This is a genomic window from Citrobacter sp. LJND-P06 (genome assembly GCF_058188415.1).
In genome coordinates, this window is the sequence record NZ_CP187317.1 from 3708817 (window position 1) to 3725334 (window position 16518).

Here is a 16518-nt window from a genome sequence, read left to right on the forward strand (position 1 = left end):
CGTTCAGGCGCAAAGGCCTGATTCTCTGTTCTTCCGCCAGAGGACAGAAGAAGAAATCTCTCAATTTTTACTACTCGTGCGCCGGATGGCATCCGGTCTACAAATACTACGAATACTTTTTGGTGCGCCGCGTCGGCGCGGTATTTGCCGGGTCATCCGGCCACACATGTTTGGGATAGCGTCCTTTCATCTCCTTTTGCACCTCACGGTAGGCACCCTGCCAGAACGCGCTTAAATCCCGCGTGATTTGCAGCGGTCGCTGCGCCGGTGATAATAACTCCAGCACCAGCGGAATGCGCCCCTGAGCAATAGTAGGTGTTTGCGCTTCCCCAAACATCTCCTGCATTCTGACGGCCAGCGCAGGCGGGTTATCGTCATGATAGCGAATGGCTATCCGGCTTCCCGTCGGCACAGTGTAATGCGCAGGCAGTTCACTATCCAGACGTTGCAGCATAGACCAGTCCAGTAAACTGCGTAATGCCAGACCCACATTCACAGCCTTCAGCCCACGCAGAGAATGCACACCGGTCATCTGCGGCAGTAACCAGGATTCCAGGCTAGCCAGCAAAGAGGCCTCATCCACGGCAGGCCACGCGTACTCCGGCAGCCATTTTGCCGCGCAGTGCAAACGCAGCCGTAGCTGCTCTGCTTCCGGCGTCCAGTTGAGCACACTTAAGCCTTTATCGCGAATGCCATTCAGCATCGCCTGATGCAGTTCGTCTTCAGAAGGTTTGGCAAGCGGCTGAACTTTTACCGTCAGTTGCCCGATACGCAGCCGTCGTAGCGCTTTCAGCGTGCCCTGCGCGTCATCCCACTCAACCGTATCGGATTGCTGCAAGAGTGCGGGACACGTCTGAATAAGCGCGTCGATCTCCAGCGGTAACGCCAGCAAAATACGCGCATCCGGTGAGGCGCTTCCCTGCAACAAGAGCGGCGCAATCAGCCACTCATGGCGACCCAGCGCGTCATCAGCATCCAGTTTTGCCCCCATCCCATTCGCCAGTTGATAGCGTCCATCCAGCCCGCGTCGACGCGCAATGCGATCGGCAAATGCGCGGGCAAGCAACGGCGCAATCAGACGACTGTCCGGTTCCGTGGCACGCACGTTGAGGCGTTTCAGAAGCTGCTGACTGCGCTGTTGCCAGCCAGGATGATGACGTGAAAATGCGACGCTTAAATCGCAGCTCCCTCCTCGCGGCGGCTCTTCAAGTATCGCCGCAAGCTTCGCCGCCGTTGCGGCTTCACTGCTGTTGCTGGCGCTAACCAGCATCGCCGCCAGTCGGGGATCGTTGCCGAGTGCCGCCATTTTTTGACCCGTTGCGCTCAGGCGATCGCCCTCGAGCGCGTTCAGCATCTGTAGCAGCCGCTTAGCCGCCTGCATATGAAGCGCGGGCGGAAGATCTAACCAGGTGAGCTGGGCGGGATCGTGACATCCCCATTGCAATAGCTCCATCAGTACGCCCGACAGATCGCTTTGCAAAATCTCCGGCTCGCTTTGCGCTGCGGCTCTCTCTGCCTGATCTTTAGGCAGAAGGTGAAGACAGATCCCCGGTTCCAGTCGCCCCGCTCGTCCCGCACGCTGCGTCATGGAAGCCTGGCTGACGCGCTGGGTAATCAGGCGCGTCAGCCCGGTTCGCGCGTCAAAACGCGCCACCCGCTCCTGCGCGCTGTCCACCACCAGACGGATCCCTTCGATCGTTAAACTGGTTTCGGCAATATTGGTTGCCAGCACCACTTTGCGCATTCCGGCGGGCGCCGGCAAAATGGCTTTCCGCTGGTCATCCAACGACAATGCGCCGTAGAGTGGACACAGCAGAACATCGCTCCCCACGCGTGAAGTCAGGTGTTCCTGCACGCGTTGGATCTCCCCAACGCCGGGTAAAAATAGCAGCAACGACCCCGACTCGCTGCGCAGTAAATCCGCCGTGGCAACGGCCACTGCCTCATCAAAACGCAGTTGAGGCGCCAGTGGCTGGTATCGACGTTCGACCGGAAAGGCGCGCCCTTCGGAAACCACCACCGGCGCCTCCGGCAATCGCTGTTGTAAACGGTCGTTATCCAGCGTCGCGGACATGATCAGCAGCTTTAAATCGTCGCGCAGTCCCTGCTGTACGTCTAACAGCAACGCCAGCGCCAGGTCAGCCTGCACGCTGCGCTCGTGAAATTCATCGAGGATAACCATCCCGATGCCGTTAAGCTCCGGATCGCGTTGGATAATTCGGGTCAGCACGCCTTCGGTGACCACTTCAAGTCGCGTTTGCGGCCCCACGCAGCTTTGCGCCCGCATCCGGTAGCCTACCGTTTCGCCGGTTTTTTCGTTCAGAAGTTCCGCCAGTCGTTGTGCCACATTGCGCGCCGCCAGACGGCGTGGTTCCAGCAGGATAATTCGCCCCTGGATGCCTTTATGCGTCAGAAACTGCAGCGGTAGCCAGGTTGATTTCCCGGCACCGGTCGGCGCGCTCAGTAAGACCTGGGGGGCGCTATCAAGGGCAGTGAGCAGTTCAGGCAGTACGGCGGCTACAGGCAACGACGTCACAAATGACTCCAGAGGGTTAACTTTCTTCGCGCTGCATTGTAGCATCGCGTTAATTCATAACCGAGTACCTATCATGACTGAGCCAAAACGGCTGTTCTTTGCGATTGAATTGCCCGGCCCTGTTCGTGAGCAAATTATCGCCTGGCGCGCCGCCCATTTTGCCCCTGAAGTGGGTCGCCCGGTGGCCAGCGCAAATCTGCATCTGACGCTGGCCTTTCTGGGCGAGGTCAGCCCGGAAAAACAACAGGCGTTGTCGCAGCTTGCCGGGCGTATTCGTCAACCGGGGTTTACGCTCAACCTGGATGACGCGGGCCAGTGGCTACGTTCGCGCGTGGTGTGGCTGGGAATGCGCCAGTCGCCACGGGGACTGCTGCAACTGGCCAACATGCTGCGGGCGCAGGCTGCGCGTAGCGGTTGTTATCAGAACCCTCAACCTTTTCATCCGCATATCACCCTGCTGCGCGACGCCAGCCATGCCGTGGCGATTCCACCGCCAGGTTTTTGCTGGTCGTTTCCGGTGACAGAATTTTCCCTTTACGCCTCTTCATTCGAGCGGGGACGTACACGATATACCGCTCTGCAACGCTGGACGCTTGCTGAATAACCAAGGAACTCCGATGAAATTCTCTCCCCCTTTACAGCGCGCGACGTTGATTCAGCGCTATAAGCGTTTTTTAGCCGATGTTGTCACGCCAGACGGAGTCGAATTAACGTTACACTGCCCTAATACAGGGGCAATGACCGGCTGTGCGACAGCAGGCGATACCGTTTGGTATTCGGCGTCAGAAAATACGAAACGAAAATATCCTCATACCTGGGAATTAACCGAAACTCAGTCCGGGGCATTCATTTGCGTTAATACGCTGTGGGCGAACAGATTAACGAAAGAGGCAATAGAAAATAACCACCTGCCGGAATTGTCAGGCTACAGCGTCTTGAAAAGCGAAGTAAAATACGGCGTCGAGCGCAGTCGTATTGATTTTATGTTACAGGCAGATTCCCGACCCGACTGCTATATTGAAGTAAAATCGGTTACGTTGGCGGAAGAAGAGCAGGGTTATTTTCCCGATGCCGTTACTGAACGCGGTCAGAAACATCTTCGGGAATTGATGAGCGTAGCGGCTGCTGGCCATCGCGCGGTGGTGTTATTTGCGGTACTGCACACAGCCATTACACGGTTTTCACCTGCGCGGCATATCGATGCAAAATATGCGCAACTCCTGATAGAAGCACAACAAAAGGGGGTAGAAATTCTGATTTATAAAGCGGAACTTTCTGCCGCAGGCATGACTCTTAAGGAACCGTTGCCCATTACATTGTAGTGGTAAAAACAACTGGTTAGTTAGTATTCTGGCCGCGTGCGCAAATACGCTTTTCCTCACAGGGTTGTCAAGTGGTACGTAGAGATAATTGCTATCCGGAAAAGCATCTGTTATTTATAGCGACCTGATTTTTCCCCCGAACATGGGGATCGATAGTGCGTGTTAAGGAGAAGCAACATGCAAGAAGGGCAAAACCGTAAAACATCGTCCCTGAGTATTCTCGCCATCGCTGGGGTGGAGCCGTACCAGGAGAAGCCGGGCGAAGAGTATATGAACGAAGCCCAGTTGTCGCACTTCAGACGTATTCTGGAAGCATGGCGTAATCAACTTAGGGATGAAGTCGATCGCACTGTAACTCATATGCAGGACGAAGCAGCGAACTTCCCTGATCCGGTTGACCGTGCCGCACAGGAAGAAGAGTTCAGTCTTGAACTGCGTAACCGCGATCGTGAACGCAAACTGATCAAAAAGATCGAGAAAACGCTGAAGAAAGTAGAAGACGAAGATTTCGGCTACTGCGAATCCTGCGGTGTGGAAATTGGTATTCGTCGTCTGGAAGCGCGTCCGACAGCCGATCTGTGCATCGACTGCAAAACGCTGGCTGAAATTCGCGAAAAACAAATGGCGGGTTAATCCCGGCCATTTTTACCACTTTCAATCAAGGCGGGAGTCACTCCCGCCTTATTTTTTTATGTTTCTTAATCCATGACAGAGTCACACTATATTGGCCGCTTCGCCCCTTCCCCTTCCGGCGAGCTACACTTTGGTTCGTTGATCGCTGCGTTGGGCAGCTACCTACGGGCGCGTGCTCAGGACGGCATCTGGCGAGTGCGTATTGAGGACATTGACCCTCCTCGTGAAGTTCCCGGTGCCGCAGACACTATCCTGCGTCAACTGGAACATTACGGTCTGCACTGGGACGGCGACATACTATGGCAATCTCAGCGCCATGAGGCGTATCGGGACGCGCTGGCCTGGCTCTTTGAACAAGGTCTGAGTTACAACTGCACCTGCTCACGTGCCAGAATCCAAAGCCTCGGCGGAGTCTACGACGGCCATTGCCGCACTCTGGCTCATGGGCCAGAACACGCTGCCGTGCGGATTAAACAACAGCATCCCGTGACCCAGTTTTATGATGTGCTGCGCGGGGATATCCAGGCAGACCGTCATCTGGCGCAAGAAGATTTTATTATTCATCGCCGCGACGGCCTGTTTGCCTATAACCTCGCCGTGGTGGTGGACGATCATTTTCAGGGCATTACTGAAATCGTGCGCGGCGCGGACTTAATCGAACCCACCGTTCGACAAATTTCGTTGTACCAACAATTTGGCTGGCAAGCGCCTGACTATATTCATCTTCCGTTGGCGCTCAACGAACAAGGCGCTAAACTCTCCAAGCAGAATCATGCACCTGCGCTGCCGCAAGGCGATCCGCGCCCGGTACTCATTGATGCGTTACGCTTCCTGGGTCAGAACGTCGCGTTAGAATGGCAGGAGATGAATGTGGAAGAATTGCTGCAATATGCGGTGAAGAACTGGACGCTTGCGACAGTGCCTGCATCGTCTATTGTAAATTCGGCGTTCTCAAACGCGTCATGCTGAGCTATGATTAGCCGCTATTTTTTTGTCCTGATTGAAGTTTGACACTACCGAGGTGCACCATTTTTACCCGAGTCGCTAATTTTTGCCGCAAAGTGCTAAGTCGCGAAGAGAGCGAGGCTGAACAGGTCGTCGCCCGTCCTCATATGACGGTAATCCCGCGTGAACAGCACGGAATTTCCCGCAAAGATATCAGTGAAAATGCCCTGAAGGTAATGTACAGGCTCAATAAGGCGGGTTACGAAGCCTGGCTGGTCGGCGGCGGTGTGCGCGATCTTCTGCTCGGCAAAAAGCCGAAAGATTTCGACGTCACGACCAACGCCACGCCCGATCAGGTACGTAAACTGTTTCGCAACTGTCGTCTGGTTGGTCGCCGATTCCGTCTGGCTCACGTTATGTTTGGCCCGGAAATCATCGAAGTCGCCACCTTCCGTGGTCATCATGAAGGCGGCGACACTGACCGCACCACGTCTCAGCGCGGACAAAACGGCATGCTGCTGCGTGACAACATCTTCGGCTCTATTGAAGAAGATGCGCAACGTCGCGATTTCACGATCAACAGCCTCTATTACAGCGTGGCTGATTTTACCGTGCGTGATTATGTCGGCGGCATGAAGGATCTGGAAGACGGCGTGATCCGTCTGATCGGTAATCCGGAAACGCGTTACCGCGAAGATCCCGTACGTATGTTACGTGCTGTCCGTTTTGCGGCCAAACTCGACATGCGCATCAGTCCGGAAACCGCAGAGCCTATTCCACGCCTGGCAACACTGCTCAACGATATTCCTCCTGCGCGTCTGTTTGAAGAATCATTGAAACTTCTGCAGGCGGGTTATGGTTTTGAAACCTATAAAAAACTGTGCGAATACAGCCTGTTCCAGCCGCTGTTCCCGACCATTACGCGCTATTTCACCGAAAACGGCGATAGCCCGATGGAACGCATCATCGCGCAGGTACTGAAGAACACCGACACCCGTATCCACAATGATATGCGCGTCAACCCGGCATTCCTGTTCGCCGCCATGTTCTGGTATCCGTTGCTCGAGATGGCACAGAAAATTGCTCAGGAAAGCGGTCTGGCTTATTACGACGCGTTTGCGCTGGCCATGAATGATGTGCTGGACGAAGCGTGCCGCTCGCTGGCGATCCCCAAACGCCTGACGTCCCTCACGCGTGACATCTGGCAGCTCCAGTTGCGTATGTCGCGCCGCCAGGGTAAACGCGCCTGGAAACTGATGGAACATCCTAAGTTCCGTGCAGCTTACGATTTACTGGCTCTGCGCGCCGAAGTGGAAAACAACACAGAACTGCAACGTCTGGCGCAGTGGTGGGGTGAGTTCCAGGTCTCTGCACCGCCTGAGCAAAAAGGCATGTTGACCGAACTGGATGAAGAACCGGCCGCCCGTCGACGTCATCGCCGCCCACGCAAACGCGCTCCGCGTCGTGAGGGCAGTGCATGACCCTTGCGTATATCGCAATTGGCAGTAATCTGGCCTCTCCGCTGGAGCAGGTTAATGCGGCAATTCAGGCGCTGGGAGAGATCCCGGAAAGCCGGATTGTCGCTCTCTCCTCGTTTTACCGCACCCCGCCGCTGGGGCCGCAGGATCAGCCCGACTATCTGAACGCCGCCGTGGCGCTGGAAACGACGCTTCTGCCGGAAGCGCTGCTGAACCATACCCAACGTATTGAGTTACAGCAGGGACGTGTCCGTAAAGCGGAGCGCTGGGGGCCACGCACGCTGGATCTCGATATCATGTTGTTTGGCGACCAGGTGATAAACACTGAACGTCTGACCATTCCCCACTATGACATGAAAAACCGTGGCTTTATGCTGTGGCCGCTGTTTGAAATTGCGCCTGAGTGTGTGTTTCCAGATGGCATCACATTGCACCAACAACTCACCCTTCTGGCCGCAGAAAAACCTGCTTACTGGTAAATTTAGCGTTCCTCTTACCCTGATCTGCGCACGCGTTAATCATTTCCTTAAAGTAATTGCCCCCCTGACTACGGCTGTTAGAATGCCGGATAATGATACTTTCATGATCCGGAAATGTTATGAAACCGACCACCATCTCGTTACTGCAGAAACACAAACAAGACAAAAAACGCTTCGCCACCATTACCGCGTACGACTACAGCTTCGCCAAACTGTTTGCCGATGAAGGGCTGAATGTGATGCTGGTGGGCGACTCGCTTGGCATGACGGTACAGGGCCATGATTCCACCCTGCCGGTGACCGTCGAGGACATTGCCTATCACACCCGCGCCGTACGTCGTGGCGCACCAAACAGTCTGCTGCTGGCTGATCTGCCGTTTATGGCTTACGCCACGCCAGAACAGGCGTTTGAGAATGCGGCGGTGGTCATGCGCGCGGGCGCAAACATGGTCAAAATCGAGGGCGGCGCGTGGCTGGTGGATACCGTAAAAATGCTGACAGAACGCGCGGTGCCGGTTTGCGGGCATCTGGGGTTAACGCCCCAATCAGTCAATATCTTCGGTGGCTATAAAATTCAGGGGCGCGGCGATGCCGGTCAGGCGCTGTTCGATGATGCGCTGGCACTGGAAGCGGCAGGCGCACAGTTACTGGTGCTGGAGTGCGTTCCGGTTGAGCTGGCGAAGCGGGTAACGGAAGCGCTCTCCATTCCGGTGATCGGTATTGGCGCAGGTAATGTCACCGACGGACAGATCCTCGTGATGCATGATGCGTTTGGCATCACCGGTGGGCATATTCCGAAATTTGCTAAAAATTTCCTGGCAGAAGCGGGCGACATCCGCGCCGCAGTGCGGCAGTATATTGCCGAAGTTGAGTCCGGCGTCTATCCGGGCGAAGAACACAGTTTCCATTAAGCAACGTTTGGATTGTGTAGGCCGGATAAGACGCGTCGCATCGCCGTCCGGCATTCGTGCAGAGATGCCTGCTGGCGCTGCGCTTATCAGGCCTACGGATAATCAGGCCACTAAAGGAGTCCTGTTGTGTTAATTATTGAAACCCTGCCGCTGCTACGTCAGCATATCCGTCGTCTGCGTCAGGAAGGCAAACGTGTTGCACTGGTGCCTACCATGGGCAACCTGCATGATGGCCATATGAAACTGGTTGACGAAGCCAAAACGCACGCCGACGTCGTGGTAGTCAGTATTTTCGTTAACCCGATGCAGTTTGACCGTCCTGACGATCTGGTGCGTTATCCCCGTACGTTGCAAGAAGACTGCGAAAAACTGAACAAGCGCAAAGTCGACCTGGTATTTGCGCCCGCGCCAGACCAAATTTATCCGCACGGTATTGAAGGCCACACCTACGTTGACGTACCGGGCCTCTCCACCATGCTGGAAGGCGCCAGTCGACCAGGCCATTTCCGCGGCGTTTCGACTATCGTCAGCAAGCTGTTCAACCTGGTGCAGCCAGACGTTGCCTGCTTTGGCGAGAAGGATTTTCAGCAACTGGCGCTAATCCGCAAAATGGTTGCCGATATGGGCTACGACATTGAAATCGTGGGCGTTCCTATCATCCGCGCCAAAGACGGTCTGGCCCTGAGCTCCCGCAACGGCTACCTGACGGCTGAACAGCGTAAAATTGCGCCTGGCTTACACAAAGTCATGAATGGCATTGCCGGGAAATTACTGGCCGGAGATCGCGATTGTGAAGAGATGATCGCCATTGCCGAGCAAGAATTGAACGAAAAAGGCTTCCGCGCTGATGATATTCAGATTCGTGACGCCGATACCCTGTTGGAACTCACGGATACCAGCAAACGTGCGGTTATCCTCGTTGCGGCATGGTTAGGTCAGGCGCGTCTGATCGACAATCAGAGCGTTGCATTAACCCAGTAGACAGGGGTTAAAAATCGGGCAATACTGCCTGGAATTTCCTGAAGCTGTTAGAAATATCAGCTTTGTTATCGTTATGGTAGAAAGGTAGACGTTATGATTCGCACTATGTTGCAGGGCAAACTCCATCGCGTGAAAGTGACTCAGGCGGACCTGCATTACGAAGGCTCTTGCGCTATTGACCAGGATTTTCTCGACGCGGCGGGCATTCTTGAAAACGAAGCTATTGATATCTGGAACGTCACCAACGGCAAGCGTTTCTCAACCTATGCAATTGCGGCTGAACGCGGTTCTAAAATTATCTCTGTGAACGGTGCGGCGGCACACTGCGCCAGCGTGGGCGACATTGTGATTATCGCCAGTTTCGTGACCATGTCCGACGAAGAAGCACGTCGCTGGCAGCCAAAAGTGGCCTACTTTGAGGGCGACAACGAAATGAAACGCACGGCGAAGGCGATCCCGGTACAAGTTGCCTGAACAGAGTTACCCCTGCGGCTGATTGCTGATCAGCCGCGACATGGTTTCCAGCGAATCCGTTCTTAAGATGTACAGTCGTTTCAATAAGAACGGATTATCCCCCGGCTTCACCTTCCCTTTCACCGTCGTGACCGCCATATGGAATCCCGCATCATTAGCCGCTTTTACCGCCGTGGCGTTATAGCCGCCAAACGGATAAGAGAGATAAAGCACGTGCGGGTTAAACTGCGCCAGCGCGCGGCGTGAACGTGCAAAATCCATAAAAATGTTGTGATAGCTGCGGCTGAGCAGGATTGGCCGACGATAACCGTCTACCCGATGTAAAAAGTGCGTATGCGACTGGAAATCAAAGGTATCTCTGATCTCCTGCAGTTCTGAAATACTCATAAATTGCAGCGATTTGGGATCCCATTTCTGCGGACGTCCCTTAATACGGGATGAAATAATAAAGGCTGTCGCCTTAAAGCCATACTGCTTCAATACCGGATACGCATAGCGACTGACCGATTTCAGTCCATCATCAAAGGTAATGACCACCGCACGCGCCGGAAGATTCATCTTATTGCGCACATACCCTTCCAGTTGGTACATCGTCAACGTGGTATATCCCAGGTCCCGCAGCCAGGTCATCTGGTTACTAAAAGCACGCACGGATGTCGTCGTCGAGGTATGGCGAAAACGGGTGTTCTCTTCATCGCGTAAAATATGGTGGTAGGTGAGCACGGGGATACCGTGATCGTCCTGCGCGTCCAGCGCGCTGACATAGGCAAGCCGGTTACCTACCCGTATCTGATACCAGGTTTGGTTGAGTCGCCCTTTTAGCTTACTGATAATGGGATAACGTAGGTTTTCTGCGAGTATGCCAAATGGTGCGCTTCCCGCATCCGGCGCATTATAGACGGGCGTATCTTTCCAGGTGACCAGGTTCTGGTTGCTGAGGGGTTTATTGAGATCGCCCAGACCATCTTCGACTTTCTGATGCCCCTGCACCGGCGCCAGGTGGCCTTTATCGATAAACCCGGTGCCGAAACCAAATTTGAATTCGTAATAATCTGCGGCAATGGGTTCAACAGAGATTATCTGCCCGGCCCGAAGCGTTCCCACGTTCTTCATGTTGTTGCCAATCTGCGCCCAGACGGCTGCATCCTCCGTTGTCTGCATATAACGCGCAGGCAACGCAGCGCCAGCCCCCACTGAAACCAGCAGCAACAGAAGAAAAAAAACGTGTTTGATCATGAGAAATAGCCGGGACGAGAACACCCTGCCTATTGTAACAAAACCCTTCTCAATACCAACGGCTAACGCTCATACAAATCATGCAGCAATACAAAAGGGGGATTTTTTTGCTGCTGATGCCAGAGACTCGTCACCTCTGACGTGCCACACCCGACGATTTGATTGCGAAACTCAACGCTGCTCATCGCCTCTCTGGATGAGAGCATTTTTTCCAACAATGGCAGAGTGATGCCGGAAATCACCTCGCACTGAGAGTGTTTATGGCTCAACAATGACGCAACGCGATAAGGCGCAGCGCCAGACGCATCGGTTAAAAAGATCACGCCTTCACCGGAGTCTGTTTGATGCAATGCATCACACAGCATTCGGCTCAACATATTTGCGCTTAATCCGCGCCAGAAATTCACCGCGCGGCATTGCGCCTGCGGGCCGTGTTTCTTTTCCAGGCGATACAGCAGTTCCTCTGCACGATCGTCATGACAGGTAATGACCCAACCTAACATTGCCTACCTCCTTAGCAGACAAGTAGTTTATCAGGGCAATCAATCTGTAATGGTGATAACCGTCAAAGGATCCCCCTCCCAAAACAGGAGGGGAATGTGAAATCAGCTACGTAGCCCACGTCCGCGCTGGATCAAATACCAGCACAGCATGTAGAAAGCGACGGTGAAGATCACCAGTACGCCAAATGTAGTGATTAACGGAACATCATGAATACCGAGGAAACCATAGCGGAAGCCGCTGATCATGTAGACGATCGGGTTCAGATGCGACAGCCCCTGCCAGAACGGCGGCAGCAGCGTCAACGAGTAAAATACCCCGCCGAGATAGGTCAGCGGCGTCAGCACAAACGTGGGGATCAGGCTGATATCATCAAAGGTTTTTGCGAACACGGCATTCAACAATCCGGCCAGCGAAAACAGCACCGACGTCAATGCCAGCGTTAACGCAACAAACAGCCACGAATGAACCTGAAACGGCACAAAGAACAGCGAAATTGCCGTCACCAGCACACCGACGCACAGCCCGCGCGCCACACCACCGCCGACAAATCCGGCAATGATGACATGTGTCGGTACCGGAGCGACCAACAGCTCTTCAATGTTGCGCTGAAATTTGGCGCTAAAAAACGACGACGCAACGTTGGCGTAAGAGTTGGTAATCACCGCCATCATGATAAGACCCGGCACGATAAACTGCATGTAGCTAAAACCATGCATTTCACCTATCCGCGAACCAATCAGGTTGCCAAAAATAATGAAGTAGAGCGTCATGGTAATGACGGGCGGAACCAGCGTTTGTACCCAGATGCGCATAAAGCGATGGATCTCTTTGGCCCAGATGCTTTTCAGCGCGACCCAGTAAAGCTGCATCATGCGCGATCTCCTTGTTTTTCATGAACCAGTGACACAAACAGCTCTTCCAGACGGTTCGCCTTATTGCGCATACTCAGCACCTGAACCCCCTGCTCGCTGAGCTGGCTGAATACGCTGTTGATCCCCTGCTCGCGCAGCACTTCCACTTCCAGCGTCGCGGTATCCACCAGACGATACTGATAGCCTTCAAGTTTCGGCAGCGGGCTTTTTGCCGCCAGATCGAGAATGAACGTTTCTGATTTCAGCTTCGAGAGCAGATTTTTCATCGAGGTGTTTTCCACCAGCTCTCCGTGCTGAATAATCCCGATGTTGCGGCACAGCATTTCCGCTTCTTCCAGATAGTGGGTAGTCAGAATGATCGTGGTGCCTTTGTCGTTTAAATCCTTCAAAAAACCCCACATTGAGCGGCGAAGTTCGATATCAACGCCTGCTGTTGGTTCATCAAGAATTAACAGTTTCGGCTCATGCATAAGCGCACGCGCGATCATCAGACGCCGCTTCATCCCTCCCGACAACATGCGCGCACGTTCGTTACGCTTTTCCCACAAATCGAGCTGTTTTAGATACTTTTCGCTGCGTATAGTGGCTTCATGCCGTTCAACGCCATAGTAACCCGCCTGGTTCACCACGATCTGCTGGACGGTTTCAAACGGGTTGAAGTTAAATTCCTGCGGCACTAAACCCAGTTGGCGTTTGGCATTAACCACATCTTTCGCCAGATCGTATCCGAAGACGCTGACGCGGCCAGACGTTTTGTTTACCAGCGAGCTGATAATGCCGATCGTGGTGGATTTTCCTGCCCCGTTCGGCCCCAGAAGCGCATAAAAATCACCCGCTTCGACTTGTAAATCTATCCCACGCAACGCCTGAACGCCGCCAGGGTAGGTTTTTTTAAGTTGTTGAAGTTCCAGTGCAATGGTCATAAATTTTTACTTACCTTACGTTCCTACACTTTATATGTGGTTTAAATAATCCCGGAGTTGACCTATATTAGCCCAACGCGTTTATTTGGTTACAGGTCGTTAACCTCCATGAAAGACATAGATACACTCATCAGTAACAATGCACTATGGTCAAAAATGCTGGTGGAAGAGGATTCCGGATTTTTTGAGAAACTGGCGCAAGCACAGAAGCCGCGCTTTCTATGGATTGGATGTTCCGACAGTCGCGTTCCCGCAGAACGTTTAACCGGGCTCGAACCGGGCGAATTATTTGTGCACCGTAATGTGGCCAACCTGGTCATCCACACCGACCTCAATTGCCTCTCTGTCGTGCAGTATGCCGTTGATGTCTTAGAAGTTGAACACATTATTATTTGTGGTCACTACGGTTGCGGTGGTGTTCAGGCCGCGGTTGAAAACCCGGAACTGGGGTTGATCGACAACTGGCTGCTACACATCCGTGATATTTGGTTTAAGCATAGCTCTCTGCTGGGTGAAATGCCTCAGGAGCGTCGTATGGATACCCTGTGCGAGCTGAACGTCATGGAACAGGTATATAACCTGGGTCACTCCACCATTATGCAGTCCGCCTGGAAACGCGGTCAGAAAGTGACGATCCACGGTTGGGCGTATGGTATTCACGATGGCCTGCTGCGCGATCTCGACGTGACCGCAACCAGCCGCGAATCCCTTGAACAGCGTTACCGTCAGGGAATTTCCAACCTCAAACAGAAACACATCAACCACAAGTAAGTTCACAATAAAATGCCGGGCGGCGGTGTCGCCTTACCCGGCATCTGGGCCTGGCTTCGCACAGGCCTGATAAGAGAAGCGCCTGTTGGCGCTTCTTTTTTTGATTACTCGTCCAGCAGTACCACTTTCCCGACATACGGCAGATGGCGATAACGCTGTGCGTAATCAATGCCATAACCCACCACAAATTCGTCCGGAATCGCAAAGCCCACGTATTCGACCGGCACGTCCACTTCACGACGAGTCGGTTTATCCAGAAGGGTACAAATCGCCAGTGATTTAGGCCCACGCAGGCTCAGGATTTCACGCACTTTTGACAACGTGTTGCCGGAGTCGATGATGTCTTCGACGATCAGCACATCTTTGCCACGAATATCTTCATCCAGGTCTTTGAGGATTTTAACATCGCGGGTCGTGGACATGCCGCTACCGTAGCTGGAGGCGGTCATAAAATCGACTTCATGAGATACCTGAACTTCACGGCACAGGTCCGCCATAAACATAAATGAACCGCGCAGCAGACCCACCAGCACCATATCACTGCCGCTGTCTTTATAATGCTCAGTAATCTGACGACCCAGTTCAGCAATACGTGCTTTGATCTCCGCTTCGGGGATCATGACTTCTACAGTATGTTTCATATCTCTAACCATATGATTTAAAAACAAATCACTCAATGCCTTCTCGGAATTTCACAGCATCGAAGCGCAAGGCACGCAGTATACCAGCAAAAGTAATGGTTCGCGGCATCCGTTAATAAAGCGCATTTTTTGAATCCGCACACTCTAAAATCAATCAATGCCGCGATCGCCTACGGTGCCTGGGCTATTCCATAGCGCCATCCGGCATTCATTTTTTAAACGGTAAACCCCAGCATCATGCCTGTGTCTTCGTGCTCTAACAGATGACAGTGCGCCATATAAGCATGTTCCTTCGGGGCATCATGCTCAAACTTGACCAACACCTCGCTGACGCCGCCTTCGACGCGTACCGTATCTTTCCAGCCCGTACGATGCGCTGCCGGCGTTTTGCCGTTTTCCGACAGAATGCGGAACTGGGTGCCGTGAATGTGGAACGGATGCAGCATCATGTCACCCTCACCGGAGATGACCCAACGCTCATACTGCCCTTTCGCCGCCGCAAACATCGGCTTATTCATATCAAACGCCTGACCATTGATCTTGTTGGCGTTATGGAAATCAAATTGTCCACCGTGATTCATATGCCCCATGCTGCCATGATTCATGTTGCCGTGATTCATTTTTCCATTACCCATATGCCCCATCATCTGCCCACTTTCCATCCCCGCCATCGCGTGATCACCGTATTTTTGCATCAGCATTTGCATGCCCATCATGTCGAGCATAGGGTCCATGGCGAGTTGCAGTTTGCGTACCGTCAGGCCATCAAGCGACGGTAATGCTGGCATCCGGGTTAGCGTATCCGGCAACGTGCCGGAAGCGGTCACCACCAGCGGCTGGATGTGCATGACCGGATGCGGTTTGTCAAAAGGCGCAACCGCCATTCCCATCTGACTGACCGGCAGAGTCACCAAATCAAACGCGTTGCCATCGCTGATATCCACCATCACTTCGAAGCGTTCCCCCATTAACAAGGGTAGCTCATTCACTTTGACAGGCTCAGCCAGCAATCCGCCGTCGCTGGCGATTACATACAGAGGGCGACCATCGCTGGCGGCGATGTTGAGTGAACGGGCGTTACAGCCATTGAGCAAACGCAGTCGTAGCCAGCCTTTTGGCGCGGCGTGTTGAGGGTAAATCGCCCCGTTGGTCAGCAGCGTGTCGCCAAACCAGCCCACCGCGGCGGTCATCACATCCAGTTGGTAATCTATCTGTCCGTCAGCGGAAAACTGTTTGTCCTGGATTATCACCGGTACATCATCAATGCCCCACTGCGTAGGGAGCAGCAGCTTACGAATATCCTCATCTTCAATAAGCACCAGTCCCGCCAGCCCCATCGCAACCTGACGCCCCGTTTTTCCGTGCTGATGTGGATGGAACCAGCAGGTGGCGGCACGCTGATCGGGCGTGAACATGACGGTGCGCGAACCACCGGGCGGAATAACGCCTTGCGGGCCGCCATCCACTTCACCGGGAATTTCCAGGCCATGCCAGTGTAATGTGGTCTCTTCAGCGAGCTGATTATGAATGTCGACGGTGACGGCTTTCCCCCTGTGCAGTTTTAACGCCGGGCCCAACAAATTACCGTTGTAACCCCAGGTCGTGGCCGTCTTGCCCGCGAAGGTCGATTGCCCGGTCTTGACGATCAACTGTATTTTATTGCGGGCATCGGCGGTTAACAGATCGGGAATCGGTAACGCGGGGCGCGTGGCGGCAAAGGCACTCCGGCTCCACAGCGGCAGTGCAGATGCGACCCCAAGCGCCACAGAATATTTTAAGAAATCACGACGTTGCATTTTCACTTCCTTATTC

The 16518-nt window shown here is 53.7% G+C and carries 17 protein-coding genes; 10 read left to right on the plus strand and 7 right to left on the minus strand.

The window, feature by feature from the left end; translation table 11 throughout:
- Positions 1–106: 106 nt before the first annotated feature.
- On the minus strand, positions 107–2536 hold the full coding sequence (hrpB, locus tag ACO7SM_RS17590; RefSeq protein ID WP_490468583.1) for an ATP-dependent helicase HrpB: 2430 nt from the start codon (positions 2534–2536) through the stop codon (positions 107–109).
- A gap of 73 nt (positions 2537–2609) precedes the next feature.
- Here hrpB and thpR point away from each other — a divergent pair, with 73 nt between their 5' ends.
- From thpR to panD, 9 genes are all read left to right on the plus strand, one after another.
- The gene (thpR, locus tag ACO7SM_RS17595; protein ID WP_490468584.1) at positions 2610–3140 is read left to right on the plus strand and encodes an RNA 2',3'-cyclic phosphodiesterase; all 531 of its coding nucleotides are present in this window, start codon (positions 2610–2612) and stop codon (positions 3138–3140) included.
- A 13-nt stretch (positions 3141–3153) separates the two neighbouring features.
- Positions 3154–3858, plus strand: coding sequence for a DNA/RNA nuclease SfsA (sfsA, locus tag ACO7SM_RS17600; RefSeq protein ID WP_490468585.1), 705 nt, complete (start codon positions 3154–3156; stop codon positions 3856–3858).
- A gap of 177 nt (positions 3859–4035) precedes the next feature.
- Positions 4036–4491 carry an RNA polymerase-binding protein DksA gene (gene dksA, locus ACO7SM_RS17605; RefSeq protein WP_003829221.1) on the plus strand — a complete coding sequence of 152 codons (456 nt, stop codon included), beginning with the start codon at positions 4036–4038 and terminating at the stop codon, positions 4489–4491.
- Between the two features lie 72 nt (positions 4492–4563).
- Positions 4564–5460 carry a tRNA glutamyl-Q(34) synthetase GluQRS gene (gene gluQRS / locus ACO7SM_RS17610; protein ID WP_490468586.1) on the plus strand — a complete coding sequence of 299 codons (897 nt, stop codon included), beginning with the start codon at positions 4564–4566 and terminating at the stop codon, positions 5458–5460.
- 59 nt (positions 5461–5519) lie between these two features.
- The gene (pcnB, locus tag ACO7SM_RS17615) at positions 5520–6917 is read left to right on the plus strand and encodes a polynucleotide adenylyltransferase PcnB (protein ID WP_490470976.1); all 1398 of its coding nucleotides are present in this window, start codon (positions 5520–5522) and stop codon (positions 6915–6917) included.
- Complete coding sequence (folK, locus tag ACO7SM_RS17620) at positions 6914–7393, plus strand: 2-amino-4-hydroxy-6-hydroxymethyldihydropteridine diphosphokinase (protein ID WP_490468587.1); 480 nt, start codon at positions 6914–6916, stop codon at positions 7391–7393. The genes pcnB and folK overlap by 4 nt, the downstream gene beginning before the upstream one ends.
- 119 nt (positions 7394–7512) lie before the next feature.
- Positions 7513–8304: a 3-methyl-2-oxobutanoate hydroxymethyltransferase gene (gene panB, locus ACO7SM_RS17625; protein WP_490468588.1), complete on the plus strand. Its 792-nt coding sequence runs from the start codon at positions 7513–7515 to the stop codon at positions 8302–8304.
- A gap of 126 nt (positions 8305–8430) precedes the next feature.
- Positions 8431–9285: a pantoate--beta-alanine ligase gene (gene panC / locus ACO7SM_RS17630; RefSeq protein WP_490468589.1), complete on the plus strand. Its 855-nt coding sequence runs from the start codon at positions 8431–8433 to the stop codon at positions 9283–9285.
- Positions 9286–9378: 93 nt separating this feature from the next.
- On the plus strand, positions 9379–9759 hold the full coding sequence (gene panD, locus ACO7SM_RS17635) for an aspartate 1-decarboxylase (RefSeq protein ID WP_162381094.1): 381 nt from the start codon (positions 9379–9381) through the stop codon (positions 9757–9759).
- Between the two features lie 6 nt (positions 9760–9765).
- Here panD and ACO7SM_RS17640 read toward each other — a convergent pair whose 3' ends face one another.
- The 4 genes from ACO7SM_RS17640 to ACO7SM_RS17655 all read right to left on the minus strand — a co-directional run bounded on the left by ACO7SM_RS17640 (position 9766) and on the right by ACO7SM_RS17655 (position 13294).
- Positions 9766–10995, minus strand: coding sequence for a polysaccharide deacetylase family protein (locus ACO7SM_RS17640; protein ID WP_490468590.1), 1230 nt, complete (start codon positions 10993–10995; stop codon positions 9766–9768).
- Positions 10996–11057: 62 nt separating this feature from the next.
- Positions 11058–11498 carry a PTS sugar transporter subunit IIA gene (locus tag ACO7SM_RS17645; protein ID WP_490468591.1) on the minus strand — a complete coding sequence of 147 codons (441 nt, stop codon included), beginning with the start codon at positions 11496–11498 and terminating at the stop codon, positions 11058–11060.
- Between the two features lie 102 nt (positions 11499–11600).
- Positions 11601–12371: an ABC transporter permease gene (locus tag ACO7SM_RS17650; protein ID WP_203358897.1), complete on the minus strand. Its 771-nt coding sequence runs from the start codon at positions 12369–12371 to the stop codon at positions 11601–11603.
- Positions 12368–13294, minus strand: coding sequence for an ABC transporter ATP-binding protein (locus ACO7SM_RS17655; RefSeq protein ID WP_490468592.1), 927 nt, complete (start codon positions 13292–13294; stop codon positions 12368–12370). The genes ACO7SM_RS17650 and ACO7SM_RS17655 overlap by 4 nt, the downstream gene beginning before the upstream one ends.
- 108 nt (positions 13295–13402) lie before the next feature.
- Here ACO7SM_RS17655 and can point away from each other — a divergent pair, with 108 nt between their 5' ends.
- Positions 13403–14065, plus strand: coding sequence for a carbonate dehydratase (gene can, locus ACO7SM_RS17660; RefSeq protein ID WP_192611114.1), 663 nt, complete (start codon positions 13403–13405; stop codon positions 14063–14065).
- A 104-nt stretch (positions 14066–14169) separates the two neighbouring features.
- Here can and hpt read toward each other — a convergent pair whose 3' ends face one another.
- Complete coding sequence (hpt, locus tag ACO7SM_RS17665) at positions 14170–14706, minus strand: hypoxanthine phosphoribosyltransferase (RefSeq protein ID WP_192611113.1); 537 nt, start codon at positions 14704–14706, stop codon at positions 14170–14172.
- 215 nt (positions 14707–14921) lie between these two features.
- Positions 14922–16502 carry a multicopper oxidase CueO gene (cueO, locus tag ACO7SM_RS17670; protein ID WP_490468593.1) on the minus strand — a complete coding sequence of 527 codons (1581 nt, stop codon included), beginning with the start codon at positions 16500–16502 and terminating at the stop codon, positions 14922–14924.
- Positions 16503–16518 lie beyond the last annotated feature (16 nt).

Excerpts from the sequence above, each read along its gene's own strand:
- hpt (WP_192611113.1), bottom strand. The coding sequence starts at position 14,706 with ATGAAACATACTGTAGAAGTCATGATCCCCGAAGCGGAGATCAAAGCA.
- ACO7SM_RS17650 (WP_203358897.1), bottom strand. The coding sequence starts at position 12,371 with ATGATGCAGCTTTACTGGGTCGCGCTGAAAAGCATCTGGGCCAAAGAG.
- folK (WP_490468587.1), top strand. The coding sequence starts at position 6,914 with ATGACCCTTGCGTATATCGCAATTGGCAGTAATCTGGCCTCTCCGCTG.
- can (WP_192611114.1), top strand. The coding sequence starts at position 13,403 with ATGAAAGACATAGATACACTCATCAGTAACAATGCACTATGGTCAAAA.
- dksA (WP_003829221.1), top strand. The coding sequence starts at position 4,036 with ATGCAAGAAGGGCAAAACCGTAAAACATCGTCCCTGAGTATTCTCGCC.
- ACO7SM_RS17655 (WP_490468592.1), bottom strand. The coding sequence starts at position 13,294 with ATGACCATTGCACTGGAACTTCAACAACTTAAAAAAACCTACCCTGGC.
- cueO (WP_490468593.1), bottom strand. The coding sequence starts at position 16,502 with ATGCAACGTCGTGATTTCTTAAAATATTCTGTGGCGCTTGGGGTCGCA.
- ACO7SM_RS17640 (WP_490468590.1), bottom strand. The coding sequence starts at position 10,995 with ATGATCAAACACGTTTTTTTTCTTCTGTTGCTGCTGGTTTCAGTGGGG.
- panD (WP_162381094.1), top strand. The coding sequence starts at position 9,379 with ATGATTCGCACTATGTTGCAGGGCAAACTCCATCGCGTGAAAGTGACT.
- gluQRS (WP_490468586.1), top strand. The coding sequence starts at position 4,564 with ATGACAGAGTCACACTATATTGGCCGCTTCGCCCCTTCCCCTTCCGGC.
- thpR (WP_490468584.1), top strand. The coding sequence starts at position 2,610 with ATGACTGAGCCAAAACGGCTGTTCTTTGCGATTGAATTGCCCGGCCCT.
- panB (WP_490468588.1), top strand. The coding sequence starts at position 7,513 with ATGAAACCGACCACCATCTCGTTACTGCAGAAACACAAACAAGACAAA.
- ACO7SM_RS17645 (WP_490468591.1), bottom strand. The coding sequence starts at position 11,498 with ATGTTAGGTTGGGTCATTACCTGTCATGACGATCGTGCAGAGGAACTG.
- sfsA (WP_490468585.1), top strand. The coding sequence starts at position 3,154 with ATGAAATTCTCTCCCCCTTTACAGCGCGCGACGTTGATTCAGCGCTAT.